This window comes from Rhodovastum atsumiense (assembly GCF_937425535.1).
Classification (GTDB): Bacteria; Pseudomonadota; Alphaproteobacteria; order Acetobacterales; family Acetobacteraceae; genus Rhodovastum; species Rhodovastum atsumiense.
On sequence record NZ_OW485601.1, the window covers coordinates 5802564 to 5818541 of the forward strand.

Annotated in this window: 17 protein-coding genes; 10 read left to right on the forward strand and 7 right to left on the reverse strand. The window is 69.5% G+C overall.

All coding sequences use genetic code 11. The features are described 5' to 3' along the window. The first annotated feature begins 124 nt into the window (after positions 1-124). On the forward strand, positions 125-1450 hold the full coding sequence (locus NBY65_RS26145) for an outer membrane beta-barrel protein (RefSeq protein WP_150042210.1): 1326 nt from the start codon (positions 125-127) through the stop codon (positions 1448-1450). Between the two features lie 392 nt (positions 1451-1842). Here the strand turns inward: NBY65_RS26145 and NBY65_RS26150 are convergent, their stop codons facing one another. Then, a complete protein-coding gene (locus NBY65_RS26150) occupies positions 1843-2925 on the reverse strand; it encodes a patatin-like phospholipase family protein (RefSeq protein ID WP_162530658.1) in 1083 nt (360 codons plus the stop codon). A gap of 163 nt (positions 2926-3088) precedes the next feature. Here NBY65_RS26150 and NBY65_RS26155 point away from each other — a divergent pair, with 163 nt between their 5' ends. Genes NBY65_RS26155 through NBY65_RS26165 form a run of 3 tightly spaced genes read left to right on the forward strand, consistent with a single transcriptional unit; the run spans position 3089 to position 5195 of the window. Continuing rightward, complete coding sequence (locus NBY65_RS26155) at positions 3089-3805, forward strand: class I SAM-dependent methyltransferase (protein WP_150042212.1); 717 nt, start codon at positions 3089-3091, stop codon at positions 3803-3805. 38 nt (positions 3806-3843) lie between these two features. Further along, positions 3844-4866 carry a glycosyltransferase family 2 protein gene (locus tag NBY65_RS26160; RefSeq protein ID WP_239002877.1) on the forward strand — a complete coding sequence of 341 codons (1023 nt, stop codon included), beginning with the start codon at positions 3844-3846 and terminating at the stop codon, positions 4864-4866. Then, complete coding sequence (locus tag NBY65_RS26165) at positions 4863-5195, forward strand: DMT family transporter (protein WP_150042213.1); 333 nt, start codon at positions 4863-4865, stop codon at positions 5193-5195. The genes NBY65_RS26160 and NBY65_RS26165 overlap by 4 nt, the downstream gene beginning before the upstream one ends. A gap of 188 nt (positions 5196-5383) precedes the next feature. On the opposite strand, the gene NBY65_RS26170 is transcribed toward NBY65_RS26165, so the two are convergent. The 5 genes from NBY65_RS26170 to NBY65_RS26190 all read right to left on the reverse strand — a co-directional run bounded on the left by NBY65_RS26170 (position 5384) and on the right by NBY65_RS26190 (position 10124). Continuing rightward, the gene (locus NBY65_RS26170) at positions 5384-6535 is read right to left on the reverse strand and encodes a TAXI family TRAP transporter solute-binding subunit (RefSeq protein WP_239002878.1); all 1152 of its coding nucleotides are present in this window, start codon (positions 6533-6535) and stop codon (positions 5384-5386) included. Beyond that, positions 6532-7530, reverse strand: coding sequence for a sel1 repeat family protein (locus tag NBY65_RS26175; protein ID WP_150042214.1), 999 nt, complete (start codon positions 7528-7530; stop codon positions 6532-6534). The genes NBY65_RS26170 and NBY65_RS26175 overlap by 4 nt, the downstream gene beginning before the upstream one ends. A 440-nt stretch (positions 7531-7970) precedes the next feature. Then, positions 7971-8474 (reverse strand): polysaccharide deacetylase family protein, encoded by a 504-nt coding sequence (locus tag NBY65_RS26180; RefSeq protein WP_150042215.1) that lies wholly within the window; start codon positions 8472-8474, stop codon positions 7971-7973. A gap of 73 nt (positions 8475-8547) precedes the next feature. Beyond that, positions 8548-9225 (reverse strand): trypsin-like serine peptidase, encoded by a 678-nt coding sequence (locus tag NBY65_RS26185; protein WP_162530659.1) that lies wholly within the window; start codon positions 9223-9225, stop codon positions 8548-8550. A gap of 113 nt (positions 9226-9338) precedes the next feature. Further along, positions 9339-10124, reverse strand: coding sequence for an SDR family oxidoreductase (locus NBY65_RS26190; protein ID WP_239002879.1), 786 nt, complete (start codon positions 10122-10124; stop codon positions 9339-9341). A 109-nt stretch (positions 10125-10233) separates the two neighbouring features. On the opposite strand from NBY65_RS26190, the gene NBY65_RS26195 reads away from it, so the two are divergent. From NBY65_RS26195 to NBY65_RS26210, 4 genes are all read left to right on the forward strand, one after another. Then, the gene (locus NBY65_RS26195; RefSeq protein ID WP_150042217.1) at positions 10234-11208 is read left to right on the forward strand and encodes an SPFH domain-containing protein; all 975 of its coding nucleotides are present in this window, start codon (positions 10234-10236) and stop codon (positions 11206-11208) included. 10 nt (positions 11209-11218) lie between these two features. Beyond that, a complete protein-coding gene (locus NBY65_RS26200; RefSeq protein WP_150042218.1) occupies positions 11219-11686 on the forward strand; it encodes an NfeD family protein in 468 nt (155 codons plus the stop codon). Between the two features lie 61 nt (positions 11687-11747). After that, positions 11748-12029, forward strand: coding sequence for a hypothetical protein (locus NBY65_RS26205; RefSeq protein WP_150042219.1), 282 nt, complete (start codon positions 11748-11750; stop codon positions 12027-12029). Positions 12030-12341: 312 nt separating this feature from the next. Then, positions 12342-12707 (forward strand): hypothetical protein, encoded by a 366-nt coding sequence (locus NBY65_RS26210; RefSeq protein WP_150042220.1) that lies wholly within the window; start codon positions 12342-12344, stop codon positions 12705-12707. A gap of 37 nt (positions 12708-12744) precedes the next feature. Here the strand turns inward: NBY65_RS26210 and NBY65_RS26215 are convergent, their stop codons facing one another. Continuing rightward, on the reverse strand, positions 12745-14034 hold the full coding sequence (locus tag NBY65_RS26215; protein ID WP_150042221.1) for a DUF445 domain-containing protein: 1290 nt from the start codon (positions 14032-14034) through the stop codon (positions 12745-12747). 261 nt (positions 14035-14295) lie between these two features. Here NBY65_RS26215 and NBY65_RS26220 point away from each other — a divergent pair, with 261 nt between their 5' ends. Both NBY65_RS26220 and NBY65_RS26225 read left to right on the forward strand, forming a co-directional pair. Beyond that, positions 14296-15042: a metal ABC transporter ATP-binding protein gene (locus tag NBY65_RS26220; RefSeq protein WP_150042222.1), complete on the forward strand. Its 747-nt coding sequence runs from the start codon at positions 14296-14298 to the stop codon at positions 15040-15042. Between the two features lies 1 nt (position 15043). Beyond that, entirely contained in the window at positions 15044-15904 is an 861-nt protein-coding gene (locus NBY65_RS26225; protein WP_239002880.1) for a metal ABC transporter permease, read from the forward strand. Positions 15905-15978: the final 74 nt, after the last annotated feature.

Below are 15978 nucleotides of genomic sequence, written 5' to 3' on the forward strand. Positions count from 1 at the left end.
AGAACGCTGTCGGGGTGGGTGACAGGTGCTCACGCAATCGCGATCATCGCGATGCGGCAAGGTCCCTGCGCATCCTTCCGCCGCGGTGTATTGAACTCGCCCCGTGAGTTGGCGGAGGAATCTGATGTCTCGTTCCAGGTTGAACCTGCTGTTCGCTGGGCTGCCTTGCGCCAGCGCGCTGATTGCCTCCACCGCGAGCGCGCAGCCGGTCGGGCAGTTCCTGCTCGACCGTTATTTTCCCGAAGGCACGCCCGGCTACTATGTCGAGCCCGGTGTCACCGTGCAGTCGCGCATGCGCCCGGAATACGATGCCCCCGGCATCCGGGCCGGCAGCTTCATCATCCGGCCACGGGCGATCGAAGGCATCGGCTACAACGACAACGTCCTCGGCAGCATCAACGACAAGAAGAGCAGCCTGGTGATCAATTCCCAGGCTTCGCTGACCGCCAATTCGGACTGGGGCCGCAACAGTCTCGGCGCCTCGATCAGCGTCGAGGACAGCCGCTACCCCTCGGTCAACAGCCAGAACACCACGGTGTGGAACGGCTCGCTCGGCGGCACCTACGACATCGGCCGTGACCAGGTGCAGCTCGGCTACACCCATCTGTCAGGATACGTCACGCCGACATCGGTCGATGCCCGCCGCTACATCACCCGGCCGGCCCCCTACGACCTCGACAATGCCCATATCGGCTACTATGCGAATTTCGGTCGTTTCGCGCTGTTGCCAAGCTTCGACTACACCCAGCTTCGTTTCTCGCCGGCCGACCTGGGCACCGGCGCACAGGTCAGCCAGTCCTATCAGAACCGGAATGTGTATCGCGGTGCGGTGCAGGGTCGTTACGAATTCGCCCCCCAGCGTAACGCCGTGCTGGAAGTGCGCACCACCGGCACCGATTATGTCAGCAGCACCGCCATGCAGGGTCACAACTCCCTCGGCTACGCAGTGCTGGTCGGCCTCGACTATGCCTCCAGCGCGGTCTGGCGCTTCCGCGGCCTGATCGGCTACGAGATTCGCGATTTCCAGAGCTCGGCGTTCAAGCAACGCACCTCCCCGGTCGGTGAGGCCAACGTGATCTGGACACCGACCGGGCTGACCACCGTCACCGGGCGCGTCGCCCGCACCATCGAGGATTCCAGCGACCCGGCCGTGGCCGGCTATGACTACACCAGCACCACCATCTCGATCGATCATGAGTATCTGCGCAACGTGATCCTGAGCGGCTATGTCGGCTACCAGCGCGCGGACTACATCGGCAGCCCCGCCAGCCAGACCTTTTACTCGCTGGGCGTCGGCGCGGCCTGGCTGATCGACCGGAATTTCCGGCTCGGCCTCAACTACAGCCTGATCAACCAGACAGGCGATACCGGTGGGAGCGTCACGTCTCCGGTGCGGGGCGGATCCTACCTGCAGAACATTACGCTGCTGAATCTGCGCTTCCAACTCTGACGCAGCCAAACGGCCAGCCAAACGGCCGCTCGATCCGAAATGGATCGAGCGGCCGTTTGCGCGTCTCGCGCCCCTGTCGGCTTTGCTGCGTGTCCAGGTGGGAGCGCAAAACCGTTACCACTGCATGCGGTCGCGCACCTAAATCGCGCTTGACAAGGCGCCGCTATCGGTCTCAGACTTTCCCCATCACTTGCAGGAGGAGGCCAAATAGATAGCTTAGATCCACCGGGCCGTTTCTAGTTGCCGACTTTCTTGGCATCGGCAACAGACTTCAGAAGTCCAAGTTGTGCTCGGGTTATACATCACCGAGCGCGAAGAAACTTTCTTCGCACCCAAACCCCCGCATGACGCTCATGGGCGCGCGGGGGTTGATGCTGTACCATCCCTGCCCGTCATGCCGGTCTGACGCCGTCGCCAGCCAGATCAGGCAGCAGTGGTCGGGCGAAACGACACAGCCCCATGGTCGAACGCCTGCCCAGGGCATCCCCCTGCTCGGCCAGGAAACGATCGACCGCCTCCGCGCCGAGGCCACGCATCCGTTGCAGGAAGGCCCAGGTCGGGTACAGCTTGCTGCGGGCGGCGACCTCGCGGAATTCCTCTTCCGCCCCGATCATGTGCAGCCGCGCCGCACGCAGCCGTGCCAGCGGCGGCGGCAGCGTGTGCATCCCGGACAGCAGCACCTGCGCCACCGCGAGTGACCGCAGCTCCTGCCGCAGCGCCGTGCCGAAGGCGATCTCGTGCGTCCGTTCCTGGATGCGCGCGGCACTCGCCGGAACTTCCGGCCGCTCGATCGGAGTGGTGCGGACGATCACGATGTCCGGTGGCGCTCCCGCCTCGATCAGGGGCCGTACTGGCGGGTTGCTTGAATAGCCTCCGTCCCAATAGATCTCGCCGTCGATCTCGACCGGAGGAAACAACTGCGGCAGGCAGGCCGAGGCCAGCAGCACCTCCGGGGTGACCTCGCCGTCACGGAACAGCCGCGCCTCGCCCGTCCGCACCCGTGTCGCCGAAACCACCAGGGTCGGGGCCCCGGGCCGCCCGAAGGCGGTCGGATCCAGTACCCCCTCGAGCACGCCGGCCAACGGATTGGCCCCGGCGGGCCCTGGCGCCCAGGAATTCGTCGCGCCGCGCAGGGCGCCGACCACCGGCGCCATGGCGCTGCTGAGCATGTGGAACCAGGCCTCCGTCGGGCCATCCAGCGATCCCGCGGCCACCGCCACCCGGCGCCAGAACAGCTCCAGCAGCCGCTTCGCCTCCGCCGCCCCGCCCGTCGCCAGCCCCTGCACCAGCAGGGCCGCGTTCATGGCCCCTGCGCTCGCGCCGCTGACCGCGCCGATGCGCAGCCCGGGCGCATCCAGCAGGCGCTCGATCGCCCCCCAGGCAAAGGCGCCCATGGCCCCGCCCCCTTCGAGCGCCAGCGTCACCGGCAGTACGTCTGGCCGGCGGCGTTCGTTCGCCCTGCGGATCCGGATCATGACAGGATATCCCGATGCTGCACCGCCAACGCATTTGGGGGTCTTATGTTGCAGTGCAACATGATCCATCCGATGCCGGTCCGCATCCGTACTATGCATCCTTAACGCTTGGTGGCGCGGCGCTCCGGCCGTTACGCCTGATCCGAACTGGGCGGGCAGGCGCATGGAGCCGGGCGAATACGGGCTGATGGACGCCGTGGAGACACGGATGTGGTGGTACCGCGCCCTGCATGCCCGGCTTGGCGATGCCCTGGAGGATGTGCGCGGACACGTCCTGGACGGCGGATGCGGCACGGGCGGATTGCTCGCGATGCTGCGCCGGCGGCGCCCCGATCTCGCCCTCACCGGCATCGAATGGGCCGCCGCGGCAGCCGCCCGGGCCCGGCAGAAATCCGGGGCCCCGGTGGTGCGCGGCAGCGTCGGCGCGCTGCCCTTCGCTACTGCGAGCTTCGATGCCGCGATCCTCGCCGACGTGCTGTGCCACGCCGCCGTCGATCCGCCGGTCGCGCTGGCCGAGCTGCACCGGGTGATCCGTCCCGGCGGATGCCTGGTGGTGAACATGCCGGCCTATGCCTGGCTGCATTCCGCCCACGACCGGCGCGTGCACAACGCCCGCCGCTGGACCGCCGGCGAGACCCGCGCCGCGCTCGCCGCCGCCGGCTTCACCCGGATCCGCGCCCGTTACTGGAACGGCCTGTTGCTGCCGCTGATGATCCTGCAGCGACGCCTGTTGGCCCGCGGCGCCGAGGCAAGGTCGGATGTCGCCGTGTTTTCGCCATGGCTCGACGCCACCTTGCATGCGATCACCGCCCTGGAACGGCGCCTGCCCGTGACGCTGCCCGCCGGCGGCTCGGTGCTGGCGACCGCGATCCGCCCTTGAGAGACCGCTTCCAAGAGACCCCCCGAGGATTGCCGCCCATGCCAGCCACCCCGCTCGCCGCCATGCCAGGCCAGACGCACCCCGGTCCGGGCGGCGCGCCCGTGCCGGCGCCCGCCCTGTCCATCGTGGTGCCGGTCTACCGGGGCGCCGGCACCATCGGGGTGCTGGTCGAGGCACTCAGCGCGCTGCGCGCCGAAGGCGGGCTGGAGATCGTGCTGGTCAATGACGGCAGCCCCGACAACTCCGGCGAGGTCTGTCGCGCCCTGTTGCGCCACGCCACCGTGCCGGTCATCTACATCGAGCACGCCCGCAACTTCGGCGAGCACAACGCCGTCATGACCGGCCTGCGCCATGCCCGCGGCGCCTATGTCATCACCATGGACGACGACCTGCAGAACCCCCCGGAGGAGGTGCTGCGGCTGTTCGACCATGCGCGGCACGGCGGCTGGGACGTGGTCTATACCCGCTACGCCCGCAAGCAGCACGCGGCCTGGCGCAACCTCGGCAGCCGCTTCGCCAACAAGGTGGCGGACTGGCTGCTGGACAAGCCGCCGGGGCTTTATCTTTCCTCGTTCCGCTGCATGTCCGCGCTGGTGGTGCGCGCCGTCACCCGCTACCGCGGCCCCTACCCCTACGTCGACGGGCTGCTGATGCAAGTCACGCAGCGCATCGACAGCATCGAGGTCCGCCATCTGCCGCGCGCCGAAGGGCGCTCGAACTACACGCTCAAGCGGCTGGTGCGGCTGTGGCTCAATCTGGCGACCAGCTTCTCGCTGGCGCCGCTGCGCCTGGCCGTCCTCGCCGGCGTGGCCATGGCCGCGCTCGGCATGGTGGGCGCGGTGGCGACCATCGTCGAGGCCCTGACCTCCCACAACACGCCGAGTGGCTGGGCCTCGACCATGACCGTCATCCTGCTGGTCTCCGGCGTGCAGTCGATGATGCTCGGGGTGATGGGCGAATATGTCGGCCGCACCTTCCTCTCGTCCAACGGCAAGCCACAGGGCACGGTACGGCTGATCGAACGCAGCGAGGCCACCTCCCTGCAGCGGGACGCGGCATGACCCCCTACTGGCTTGCCCTGGCCGTCGCCATCGCCACCAGCATGGGGGGCCAGACCCTGCTCAAGGCCGGGGCCGGCGCGCCCGATTTCATCGGGCAATTGTTCGACTGGCGCACCATCATCGGACTGTCGCTGTACGGTGGGGCCGCCTTGCTCTACATCGTCGCCCTGCGCCGCATCCCCATGTCGGTGGCCCTGCCCTGTACCGCCATCTCCTACGTCGCGGCCGCGCTGATCGGCTACTACGCCTTCGATGAAACGATCACCGTTACTCATATGGCAGCGATCGGCCTGATCGCGGCGGGTGTCATCACCCTGGCCCTGGCGTAGCGCGGGGCGCTGCCCCATCCGTGTTCGGACAGTTTCAGCGCAGGTGATGTAGGGCGGATCAGCGTAGCGCCATCCGCCATCGCAACGCTCCGCGAGGTGGCCAGCTTGGGATGGCGGATTGCGCTACGCTGATCCGCCCTACACTTCATGATGCTGATCCTAATGCAGATGGGGCACCGCCCCGCGTTTTACAGGCCCTGCCGTTTCCTCCAGGCCAGGAACTGCTGGAACAGCAACGCCCTCTGCGTCTCGTTCAGCCCCGCCGGCGTGCCGCCGGTGCTGACCAGGAAGGCATCGAACGAGGCGCGTTCATCCGGCCCGCCCGCCACGGTCTGGCGCTGCAGCCATTCCTGTGCCGCCGGGAAGCGGGTCCAGCCCGGCGCCTGGGCGGCAAGGTTCACGTCGCGCCATTTCGGGTGGCGCGGCTTCTGCTGGAAGGCCGGGAAATTGCCGAAGAACGCATCGACGAAGCGCGCGACCTTGCGATAGCGATCGCTGCCCGGCGACCAGGCGAAGGCCGCCATCACCGATCCGACCGCGATCGTATCGACCGCCTCCTGCTCGCCGAGCAGCCCGGGATAGTCCGCATGCGCGAAACGCGCCGGCAGATAGGTCTCGAGCAAGGTCGGCGTGAGCGGCACCGCCAGCAGGTGCAGCCCCTCGGCCCCATCGAGGCCCGAGAACAGCCGCGCGGGCTTGCCGGTGACATAGACCAGGGCGGCGATGTCGCCGCGCCGCAGCTTCTCCAGCGCGTCGGCCTGGCTGTCATTGGTGAATTTCGGCGCGATGCCCAGGCCCTCGAACAGCACCGAGGCGGTCATCGCCGTGCCGCTGCCGCGCACATCGACATTCACCGGCTTGCCCGCAAGATCCTCGATGCGGGCGATGTCGGGACCGGCGAGGATATGCACCTCCTCGTCATAGAGCTTGGCGATGTACTGCACTGCCTGCTCGACCCCGGGGAACAGGCGCTGCTTGCGGGCGAAGGCCAGCACGTCGGACTGCACGATGCCGATGTCGACGCCCTTCAGGTAGATGATGTCCGACAGATTCTGCACCGAGCCCTTGCCGATCAGGGCCAGCACCCGCAGCTTCTCGCCGTCGTCGAGCACGGCGGACAGATCGGCGGCGATGCGGATGTAGGTGCCATCGACCCCGCCCGCGATCACGCCGACGGTCCCCGCATTCGCCCGTGCCACGGCTTCGGCATTCGCCCGCGCGGCAGCGTCGCCATTGCCTTGTGCGCGCGCCGCGATGCCGGCCGTCGCCAGCAGCAGCAGCATTCCCATCAGCGCGGCGCGCAGCCCTGGCCGCGTGCCCATGCGCAAGACTTGCCTCATCGCGTTCCGCTTGCCTCCAGTCGCTTGAGCCGTTTCATGGCTTCGGGATCGCCAAGGGAAGCGGCACGGCGGTACCAGGTCATGGCCGCTTCGGGGTCCGGCCGGATGCCACGCGTGCCGAGCCCGGCGAGCACATCGGGATCATGGGTACGGCCGGCCGCGGTGGCGGCCGCGCCGCTGCCGCCCAGCGCAGCACGTTCGTACAGCAGGCGCGCCGCCGAGATATCGCCGATTGCCAGCATCTCGTCGCCGCGGCGCATCAGCGCCGCCATCACCTCCGGCGCGAGCGGCTGCAGCGCGGGCATGCCCGGCACGGACGTTCCCGGTTTTCCGGTCAGGGCCTGCCGCGTCTCCGGTTCAGGGGCCGGGCGGCTGGCCGGAGCCACGGTCGGCACCGCCATCGGCGCGGGCACGGGCGGCGATACCGTCGCGAGCTCCGCCGCGCGGGCGGGCGCCGCAATGCCGGGCCCGGAGGCATCGGTGGCCATGCCGGTGGAAGCCTCGGCCTGCGTCACGCCCGGGGAACGCGTCTCTTCCTGTGGGGGGGAACGGTCGGCCGGAGTCGCCGTCACCCGGGGTGCCAGCGGCGGCGGATTGCTGCCCGGCGAGAGCGCATCGGCGAAGATGGTGAAGCGCCGTGCCTCAACGCTGTGGCCGGTGGCGGTCTCGATGGCGGCGCGGTCACGCAGGCGTTGCGGCATCGCATTGACTTCCGCGATCGTCGCCTCGCCGGCCTGCGGCACCAGGTCCAGGATGCGCCGGACCGTCTCCAGGGCGTTGTCGCCCGGCGGCGACCAGACCCGGCCATCGGCGACCTGCAACTCCACCCGGTCGATGAGCTGGGTGATCTCGCGATCGGCCGGCTGTTCGTTGTCCTGGGAAGCCGTGTCCTGCACGCCCGTGCCGGCCGAGACGAGAGGCAGGGCTTGACCCCAGGCCGGCAGCACCACCCCGGCCAGGCCGATCATGATCACGCCGTACTTCAACCCGCGCATGCCATTGTCCCTTGAAACGGACCGTTCGCGCTTCCCGGCATCGCCGTGGGGCCGTGCGCCGGTCATTCCGGACCGAAGCAAAATTGACCGTGTCGACACGATGAACTTCGCCGGGGCGGCTGCCGCTGTCCACTGAACAGGTTCGCGTTTCCATCGATTGCGGATGAAAAGGACGTGACGCCGAATTTTGTGCAGTGGTGCAACGGGGACACCGGTACTCCGTTACTGCGGGCGTCCGCGCAAGCGCCAATGCCTCACGCCCGCGCGGGCGTTCCCGGGAGCAATCCGCAGATGCATCCGATGGATTGCGAGGACAGGTACTCCGACACGGCGGAGGTCATCGCCGATGCCTGTCCGCGATGACCTGACGCCGCCCGACGCCGATGCGCCGTAGCAGGATCGGTTCAACCGCCGAGGGGCATGGTGCGGGACCGGCGATCCTATGGCATCGGGGTGGCCACGGACCCGGCAGGGCGGACCACCTGCCGGCGGATGGCCTGGATGCTCCGCCGTGTCGCCGTGTTGACGTAGCATCCGCCGCCCTGGTCGAAGGCCACCAGCACGGCCTCGGGATCGCCGCGCACGGCCCGGAAGGCGACCGTGATCCGGTCGAGACAGGCCGCGAGATGCTCCAGCTCGCCGATCTGCGCATGGCGCATGATGTCGGGGATGGCGACCCGGTGCAGATGCGCCGGCAGATGCGGTGTATAGCCACTCTCGCGGCCAAGCTCGAAGAACACCTGCGCGGCGAGGAAATCCTCGCGGATCTGCGCGAGCACCGCGGCGGCTTCCTCGGGGGTCATGGCGGCGAGGGTCTCGTGCGCCTCCCGCGCGCCATGCAGCTCCGGATTGCCGTATTCGGCTTCCAGCAGCGCATGCAGCCAGGCGCGGACTTCCGGTGGCGCCAGTTTCACTTGCTCGGGGCTGAGGACAAGACCGACCATGGCACGCCTCCCTTGTCCGACCCAGGCTCGCGCGGGCGGCGGACAGGGACGTTGATCGGCATCAATCCCCCGATCACGGCTGCGCCAGCATCCGGTGGATCGACGCGGCCGGAATCGCGACGCCGCCGGCGGCATCGCCGCGCGCGGCTACCTGCAGCCCGGCGAGGAGTGGCGTGCCGTCGGGGGCCTGCACCAGCAACGGGCCACCGCTGGTGCCGCGGGTGCCGGCGCAGTCATGCAGCAGCAAGGGGCGCCCGCCGGGATCGGCGCGGCGGCCGGTGATGGCGCAATGCCGGTCGGCCACGATGACCTCGGCGCGGTCCTGGTTGTAGCCGCCGAGCAGGACGGGGGTGCCGGGCGGCGGATCCCCGGCCAGGGCAAGCGTATCCGGCATCGCCGCCGCCAGGGTGACCACCGCGAGATCGGCGCCGCGCGTGGCGGCGGTGTCGCGGGGATCGAAGCCGGGGGCGATCCGGTAGGACAGGGCGGTGGCATGGCGGAGGAAGCTGCCGGCCGCATAGCCCGCCAGCACGTGCACCGCGCCGGCCTGCACCCAGCCGCCCAGCCTGGGGGCGTACAGGCAATGTGCGGCAGTGACCGCCAGGCGCGGCGCCAGCAGCACGGCGGTGCACCGCGCCGTCCCCGGGATCTGCAGGCGGGCCACCGCCGGCCAGGGCGGGCTGCGTGGATCCACCGGCAACCGCCGCTGCCCTTCGCCAAGGCCCGGCAACGGGAGCGGTCCGGCCGCCATGGCGGCCCGAATCCCCGCCAGCACCGCGATTGCCATGAGCACGACGGCAAGACAGGCCCACCGCCGCGGATCGCCCCCCCGGCCCGTGGCGGATCGGTGCGGCGGGGCTGCGCTCAGATCAACACCTGGGTGTCGGCATCGACCGCCAGCGCCTGGCCGCTGATCGTCGCGCCGAAGGGGCTGCAGAGATAAAGCGCCATGTTGGCGATGTCCTGCTGGGTGACGAAGCAGCGCAGGCTGGTGGTGGCGACCGCGCGCTCGGTCATTTCGTTCTCGGAAATCCCGTCGGCCCGGGCCTTGTTGCGGATGACGCTGCGGATGCGCGGCCCGTCCACCAGCCCCGGCAGGATGGCGTTGACGCGGATGCCGTCGGGGCCGAGCTCGATCGCCAGCGTCTTGGTCAGTCCCACCACCCCCCATTTCGCTGCGGCATACGGGCTGCGCAGGCGGAAGCCGAACCGTCCCGCCGCCGAGGACAGGTTCACGATCGAACCACCGCCGGCCGCCCGCAGCGCCGGCACCGCGCGCCGGGCGCAATGGAACATGGCGGCGAGATCGACCTGCAGCACCGCATCCAGCTCCTCCGGCGTCACCTGCTCGACCGGCTTGGTGGGGCCGGCGATGCCGGCATTGTTGACCAGTACATCGAGCCCGCCGAGCCGGTCCAGCGCCGCGTCCACGAAGCCTTCCATGTCCTCCCGCCGTGCCGCGTCGGCCAGCCGGCCAGGATGGCCACAGGCAGCCAGCGCCGCCTCGTCGATGTCCGAAACGAACAGGCTGGCCCCACAGGCGGCGAAGCTGTCGGCCATCACCCGGCCGATGCCGCCCGCGCCCGCGGTGATCGCCACGCGCAGCCCGGTCAGGTCCACCGGCAGCGGGGTCGTTGCACCCTGGATCATTCTTGCGTCTCCTTCCCTGGCCGGCATGCTAGGATGCCCGCGAGCGGATCGTAAACGGGCGGGAATGCCGGGTTTGGTTCCCGCCACGCCTCGTGGAGACCGGCCTCGCATGGAAATCGGCTTTGGCCTTGTCTGGGGCCTGGTTCTCGTCCTCGTGGTCATCACGGTGTTCGCCGGCACCAAGACGGTGCCGCAGGGACAGGTCTGGACCGTCGAACGCTTCGGCGCCTTCACCCGCCTGCTCAATCCCGGCCTGAACTTCGTGGTTCCGTTCGTCGACCGTATCGGCCACAGGCTGAACGTGCAGGAGCAGGTGCTCGACATTCCCGAGCAGAGCGTCATCACCCGCGACAACGCCACCGTCGCGGTCGACGGCGTGATCTATTACCGCGTGCTGGAGGCGGAAAAGGCGGCCTACCAGGTGGCCAACCTGCCGCTCGCGCTGTCCACGCTGGCCATGACCAATATCCGCGCGGTGATCGGCGGGATGGACCTCGACCAGGCGCTGTCCTCGCGCGAGCGCATCAACACCTCGCTGCTGGTGATCCTCGACGGCGCCACCTCCCCCTGGGGGGTGAAGGTCAGCCGCGTTGAACTGCGCAAGATCGAGCCGCCGTCGAACCTGATCCAGGCGATGAACCTGCAGATGACTGCCGAACGCGAGCGCCGGGCCACGGTGATGAAGGCGGATGGCGAGCGGGAGGCCGCGATCATGCGGGCCGAAGGCGCCAAGCGGAGCCTGATCCTGGCCGCCGAGGGCCGGCAGGAAGCCGCGCAGCGGGATGCCACGGCGCGCGAGCGCCTGGCCGAAGCCGAGGCCTTCGCCACCCGCGCGGTGGCCGAGGCAGCGGCGCAGGGGGGCGAGCCGGCCCTGCGCTACTTCATCGCCGACCGCTACGTGCAGGCCTTCGGCGCGATCGCGACGGCGCCGAACGGACGGTTGCTGATCGTGCCGATGGAAGCCGCCGGGCTCGCCGCCGGGATCACCCAGGCGCTCGAATTGCTGCGAGGGGCGCCGCCGCGGCCGGCGGCACCCGGCTCGGTGCCCCAGGTCGGCCCCGTGCCGCCGGCCGCCACGCCATGACACGCGCGCCATGATCACGATCGAGCCCGCGCTGTTGTGGCTTGCGGCCGGGCTGACGCTGCTCGGCGCCGAGGTGTTCATCCCCGGCGCCTTTCTGATGTGGGTGGGGCTGGCCGCCCTGGGCACGGGCGGGCTGGTGCTGGCGGTCACGCCGGGCTTCGCGGTGCAGGTGTCCTGCTTCGCCGTGCTGAGCGCCGCCAGCATCGCCATCGCCCTGCGGCTGCGCCGCCGCCCGCGGGCGCGCCCGGGCGTGAACACGCCGGATTCGGGGCTGGTGGGCCGCACCGCGCAGGCCCTGTCCTTCCGCGGCCGGGAAGGGAGGGTCCGGCTGGGCGACAGCGACTGGCCGGCGCAACTTGCCGCCGGCGCCGCGGTGCCGGAGCCGGATGCGATCCTGCGCGTGGTCGGCGTGCGTGGTCTGGTGCTGGTGGTGGAACCCGCCAAACCCGCGGGGATGACCGAACCGTCACGTGCGTAGACACGCTTCGAGACTTGATCGTGCCCCCGATCCGGGCCACCTCGGGGGCAGGAGGACTGAGATGTCACGTACCCGCCCCGGCCCGCAGATCGAGATGACCCCCGATGGGCAGTTCATCGAACCGCCGCGCCCGCCGCTGGCCACGCGCGTGCTGGTCTATGCCGTGCTGGTGGCCTTCGTCGCCGGCGGCCTGGTGCTCGCCGGGCTGCTGGTTTCGGCGGCGATCGCCCTTGTTCCCATTGCCCTGGTTGCCGCCGGCATCGCCTATGCCGCCTGGCGCTGGCGGTTGTGGCAACTGGCCCGCGGCGCCGGCCGCCGTGGCCGGCAGATCTGGCGCCCCTGAACGGCAGCTCCCGGCCCCCAACCGGGAGCGCACCCCCCTTCCCCGCCCGTTGACATCCGCCGGTGGACGGCAGCATTGCCGTGGGCGGAAATTTTGCGGAAAAATCCATAAGTTATTTGACGTTATTTTTATGAATTCTATTAACACTGGCGCAAAATAACAAAATAACATGATATCGATATAAAACGAGATCAATATAAATCCGGTGACAATCGGCATTCATTCCAGATTTACCCAATCACAGGATAAAAATCTTCTTGAAAATTCACCTCTGGAGCGTGCAACTTTGCGCACGCATTCCCGAGCGTGACAATGATCAATATTTCCGTGCTTGTTGTTTGGCTGAAGACCGTGCTGCTTACGGAGTACGCTGCCGCGGCCGCAATGGCGTTCGTCATCAGCGGCGGCTTCTATTACGCAGCCTCCTTGAGCGGAGTTGGTGTTCCCACGGGCTCCGTCGCCGTCGAACACAAATTGCCGGACATGAAGATCGGCGTCTACCGTCCCTTCGCTCCCACCCGGCCTGTCGACTTCAGCGAAGAGAACAGCGCGCATTACTGCGTCACGCCGGATTTCGAGAAATGCGCGACAACCGGCCCGGAGGTTGGTTCGATCGTGCGCTGGTGCCTGACCGAGGACAACCTGTCGTGCCAGCGCAGCGGGGCGAACCGGCGATAGGGAGTCATCCCCGCCGCCACGGCGGCGGAGCCGGGCCTCAGAAGCTCACGCTCCCGAACAGGGCGTGCAGCACCACATAGACCGTCCCGCCCACCAGAAACCCGACGATCGTGCCGTTGATGCGCACGTATTGCAGGTCGCGTCCGACCCGCAATTCCAGCTTGTCGGTCACCGTCTCGGCATCCCAGCGCGCCACCACGTCACCGATGAAGGTGGCGAGCTGCACCTGCGCGGCCGGCAGCAAGGTGCCGGCGACGCTGCCCGCGGCGGCCTGCAGCCGGGCGCGCACGTCCGGGTCATGCTCGATCATGGTGCCGAGATTGGCCAGCGCCCCCTCGATGAAGGCGACGGTATGGCCGTCCTGCCGCGTCACGTCCGTCTCGATGATATCGCGCAGGCGGTGCCAGACATCGGCGAGCCAGACACGGATGGTCTCGTGCGCCACCACGCCGCGGATCGTCGCCCCGATCTCGGTGGCGCGGGCCGGGTCGGTCTCGATGCGGCTGATCTCGCGGCGCACCCATTCGTCGAAGGCAGCGCGCATCTCGGAGCTGTCGGGCTCCATGCGTGCCAGCTCGGCATTGATGGTGCCGATGACCTTGTGCGCCACCGCCGCGCCGATCGCCCAGCCGACCAGCTTTCCGCCCTGCTCGGCGACGCGATCCTCGATCGCCCGCTTCAGCGCGCCCTCGCGGCTGGTCAGCGTGGCCTTGAGGCTGCCGAGGATGAAGCTGAACACATCCTGGTGCTTGCCGCCTTCCACCAGCTTGCCCAGTGCCTGACTGACCAGGCGCCCGGCCCCGGGGCCGCCGAGCAGGCGTGGAGCAAGCCGCGCGAGCACATGCCGGGCCCGCCCGTCCTCGAGCGTGCGCAGGAAGCGCGGCAGCATGGCGGCCATCGCCTCGGCGGCGGGCCGGCGGGTGGCGGGATCGGCGAGGAAGCGCCGCACGATGCCCGGCAGGTCGATCTGCTGCAGGAAGCGGGCGACGTCCTCGCGGGTGAACACATGCCCCGCGACGAAGCGGCCGAGCGCCCGGCCGAGCCGCTCCTTCTGGTTGGGGATGATGGCGGTATGCGGGATCGGCAGGCCGAGCGGATGGCGGAACAGCGCGGTGACGGCGAACCAGTCGGCGACGCCGCCGACGAACCCGGCCTTGGCGGAGGCCTGCAGGATGTCGGTGAACAGGCCGGGCGGCATGCGGTAGGTGGCCAGCGTCAGCAACGCCATGGCCACCAGCAGCCCGGTCGCGAGATTGCGATGTTCCTGCAGCGCGCGGCGCGCCGCGGCATCGGGATCAGGGCCGGGAGGCGGTGGGAGAACAGTCATGTATCCCCGACGCTGCTGCTGGAAAACTCGTGCTGCGACTGTGACGGATAGTACCGTCTCCGCCACAGCACCAGCCTTGATTTGCTGTCGCGATCAAACGCGCCAAGGCAAAGGGACGGCAGGGTTTGTCGATGGAGGACGGAGATGTTATAATATAACCATGATCGATCCCCTGTCCTTGGCGTCCGGCCTCGCCCCGAGGCTGGCCCTGGCCCTGGCCTTGTGTGCCCTGCTGTGGCTGGGCGTCTGGTGGGTGCTCGCATGACGATCCCCTCCGCCATCGTGCTCGAGGACGTGACCTGCGTGCATGAACGCCGCCCTGCGGTGCATCACCTGTCCGGGCGGTTCGCGCCGGGCAGCCTGACCGCGGTGGCGGGCCCGAACGGGGCAGGCAAGACCACGCTGCTGCGCGCGCTCGCCGGGCTGCACCCGGTCGACCAGGGACGCATCGACCGGGGCGGGCTGGCGGCGGGCCAGATCGCCCTGTTGCCGCAGGCGGGCACGCTCGACCGCAGCTTCCCGGTGACCTGCCATGACGTGGTGGCGCTCGGCGCCTGGACGCGCATCGGCCCGTTCCGCCGGTTGCCCTCCGATATCGCCGACCGGGTCGCGACGGCGCTGCGCGAGGTCGGGCTGGCCGGCTTCGAGCGGCGGCTGGTCGGTTCGCTCTCGGCGGGGCAGTTCCAGCGCATGCTGTTTGCCCGACTCGCCCTGCAGGACGCCCCGGTGCTGCTGCTCGACGAGCCGCTGAACGCGGTGGATGCCCGCACCGCCGCGGACCTGATGGCCATGCTGCGGCGCTGGCATGGCGAGGGTCGCACCATCATCGCCGTGCTGCACGATCTTGACCTGGTGACGCGGGAATTTCCGGAAACGCTGCTGCTGGCGCGCGAGCAGGTGGCCTGGGGCCCGACCGCCCAGGTGCTGACCGCCGAGCATCGCCTGCGTGCCCGGCTCGCCGCCGAAGCCTGGGCCGGTTCGCCGGAACTCTGCCGCGACGCCGCCTGACGTGATCGGATCCTTCCTGCTCGAGCCGTTCGCGCTCGGCTTCATGCGCCGCGCCCTGATCGGCTGCGCGGCGCTCTCGCTGGCCGGGCCGCCGCTCGGCGTGTTCCTGGTGCTGCGACGGATGAGCCTCACCAGCGACGTGCTGCAGCACGGCATCCTGCCCGGGGTGGCGCTGGGGGCGGTGCTGGGCGGGCTGTCGCTGTGGGCGATGGGGCTGGGCGGGCTGGGCGCGGGGCTGGCCCTGGCGCTGCTCGCGGGCTGGCTGTCACGCGCCACCGGCGGACGGGAGGACAGCCAGCTTGCCGGGCTGTATCTGATCGCGCTGGCGCTCGGCGTCGCCATCGTGTCCTCGACGCGCGGCATCGACCTGATGCAATTGCTGTTCGGCAGCGTGATGGCGGTGGACGATCCGGCGCTGCTGCTGATGGCCTCGGTCGCCTCGGTGTCGCTGCTCGGGCTCGCGGTGATCTGGCGGCCGCTGGTGCTGGAAAGCCTCGATCCGGGGTTCCTGCGCGCCGTGGGCGGGCATGGCACCGCCTGGCACCTGGCGTTCATGGCCCTGGTGGTGCTGTGCGTGGTCGGTGGCTTTGCCGCCCTGGGCACGCTGATGTCGGTCGGGCTGATGATGCTGCCCGCGGTCGCCGCCCGGCATTTCGCCGCCGAACTGGCCGGGCAGGTGCGCGCCGCAGTGGCGCTCGCGCTGCTCGCCTCGGTCGCGGGGTTGCTGCTGTCCTACCACGCCGACCTGCCGGCCGGCCCCGCCATCATCCTGGCCGCCGGCGCGCTCTGGGCAGGCGGCATGCTCGCCGGCCCCCGCCACAGCCTGCGCGCCCGGCTGCACCGGCCGCATTACCGCGGCTGAAGCACGACGATCCGTCGCAAAAGCCGGGCGACGCAACCGTTTCCCAACGGGGACAGCCGGGGCGAGCCGATCAT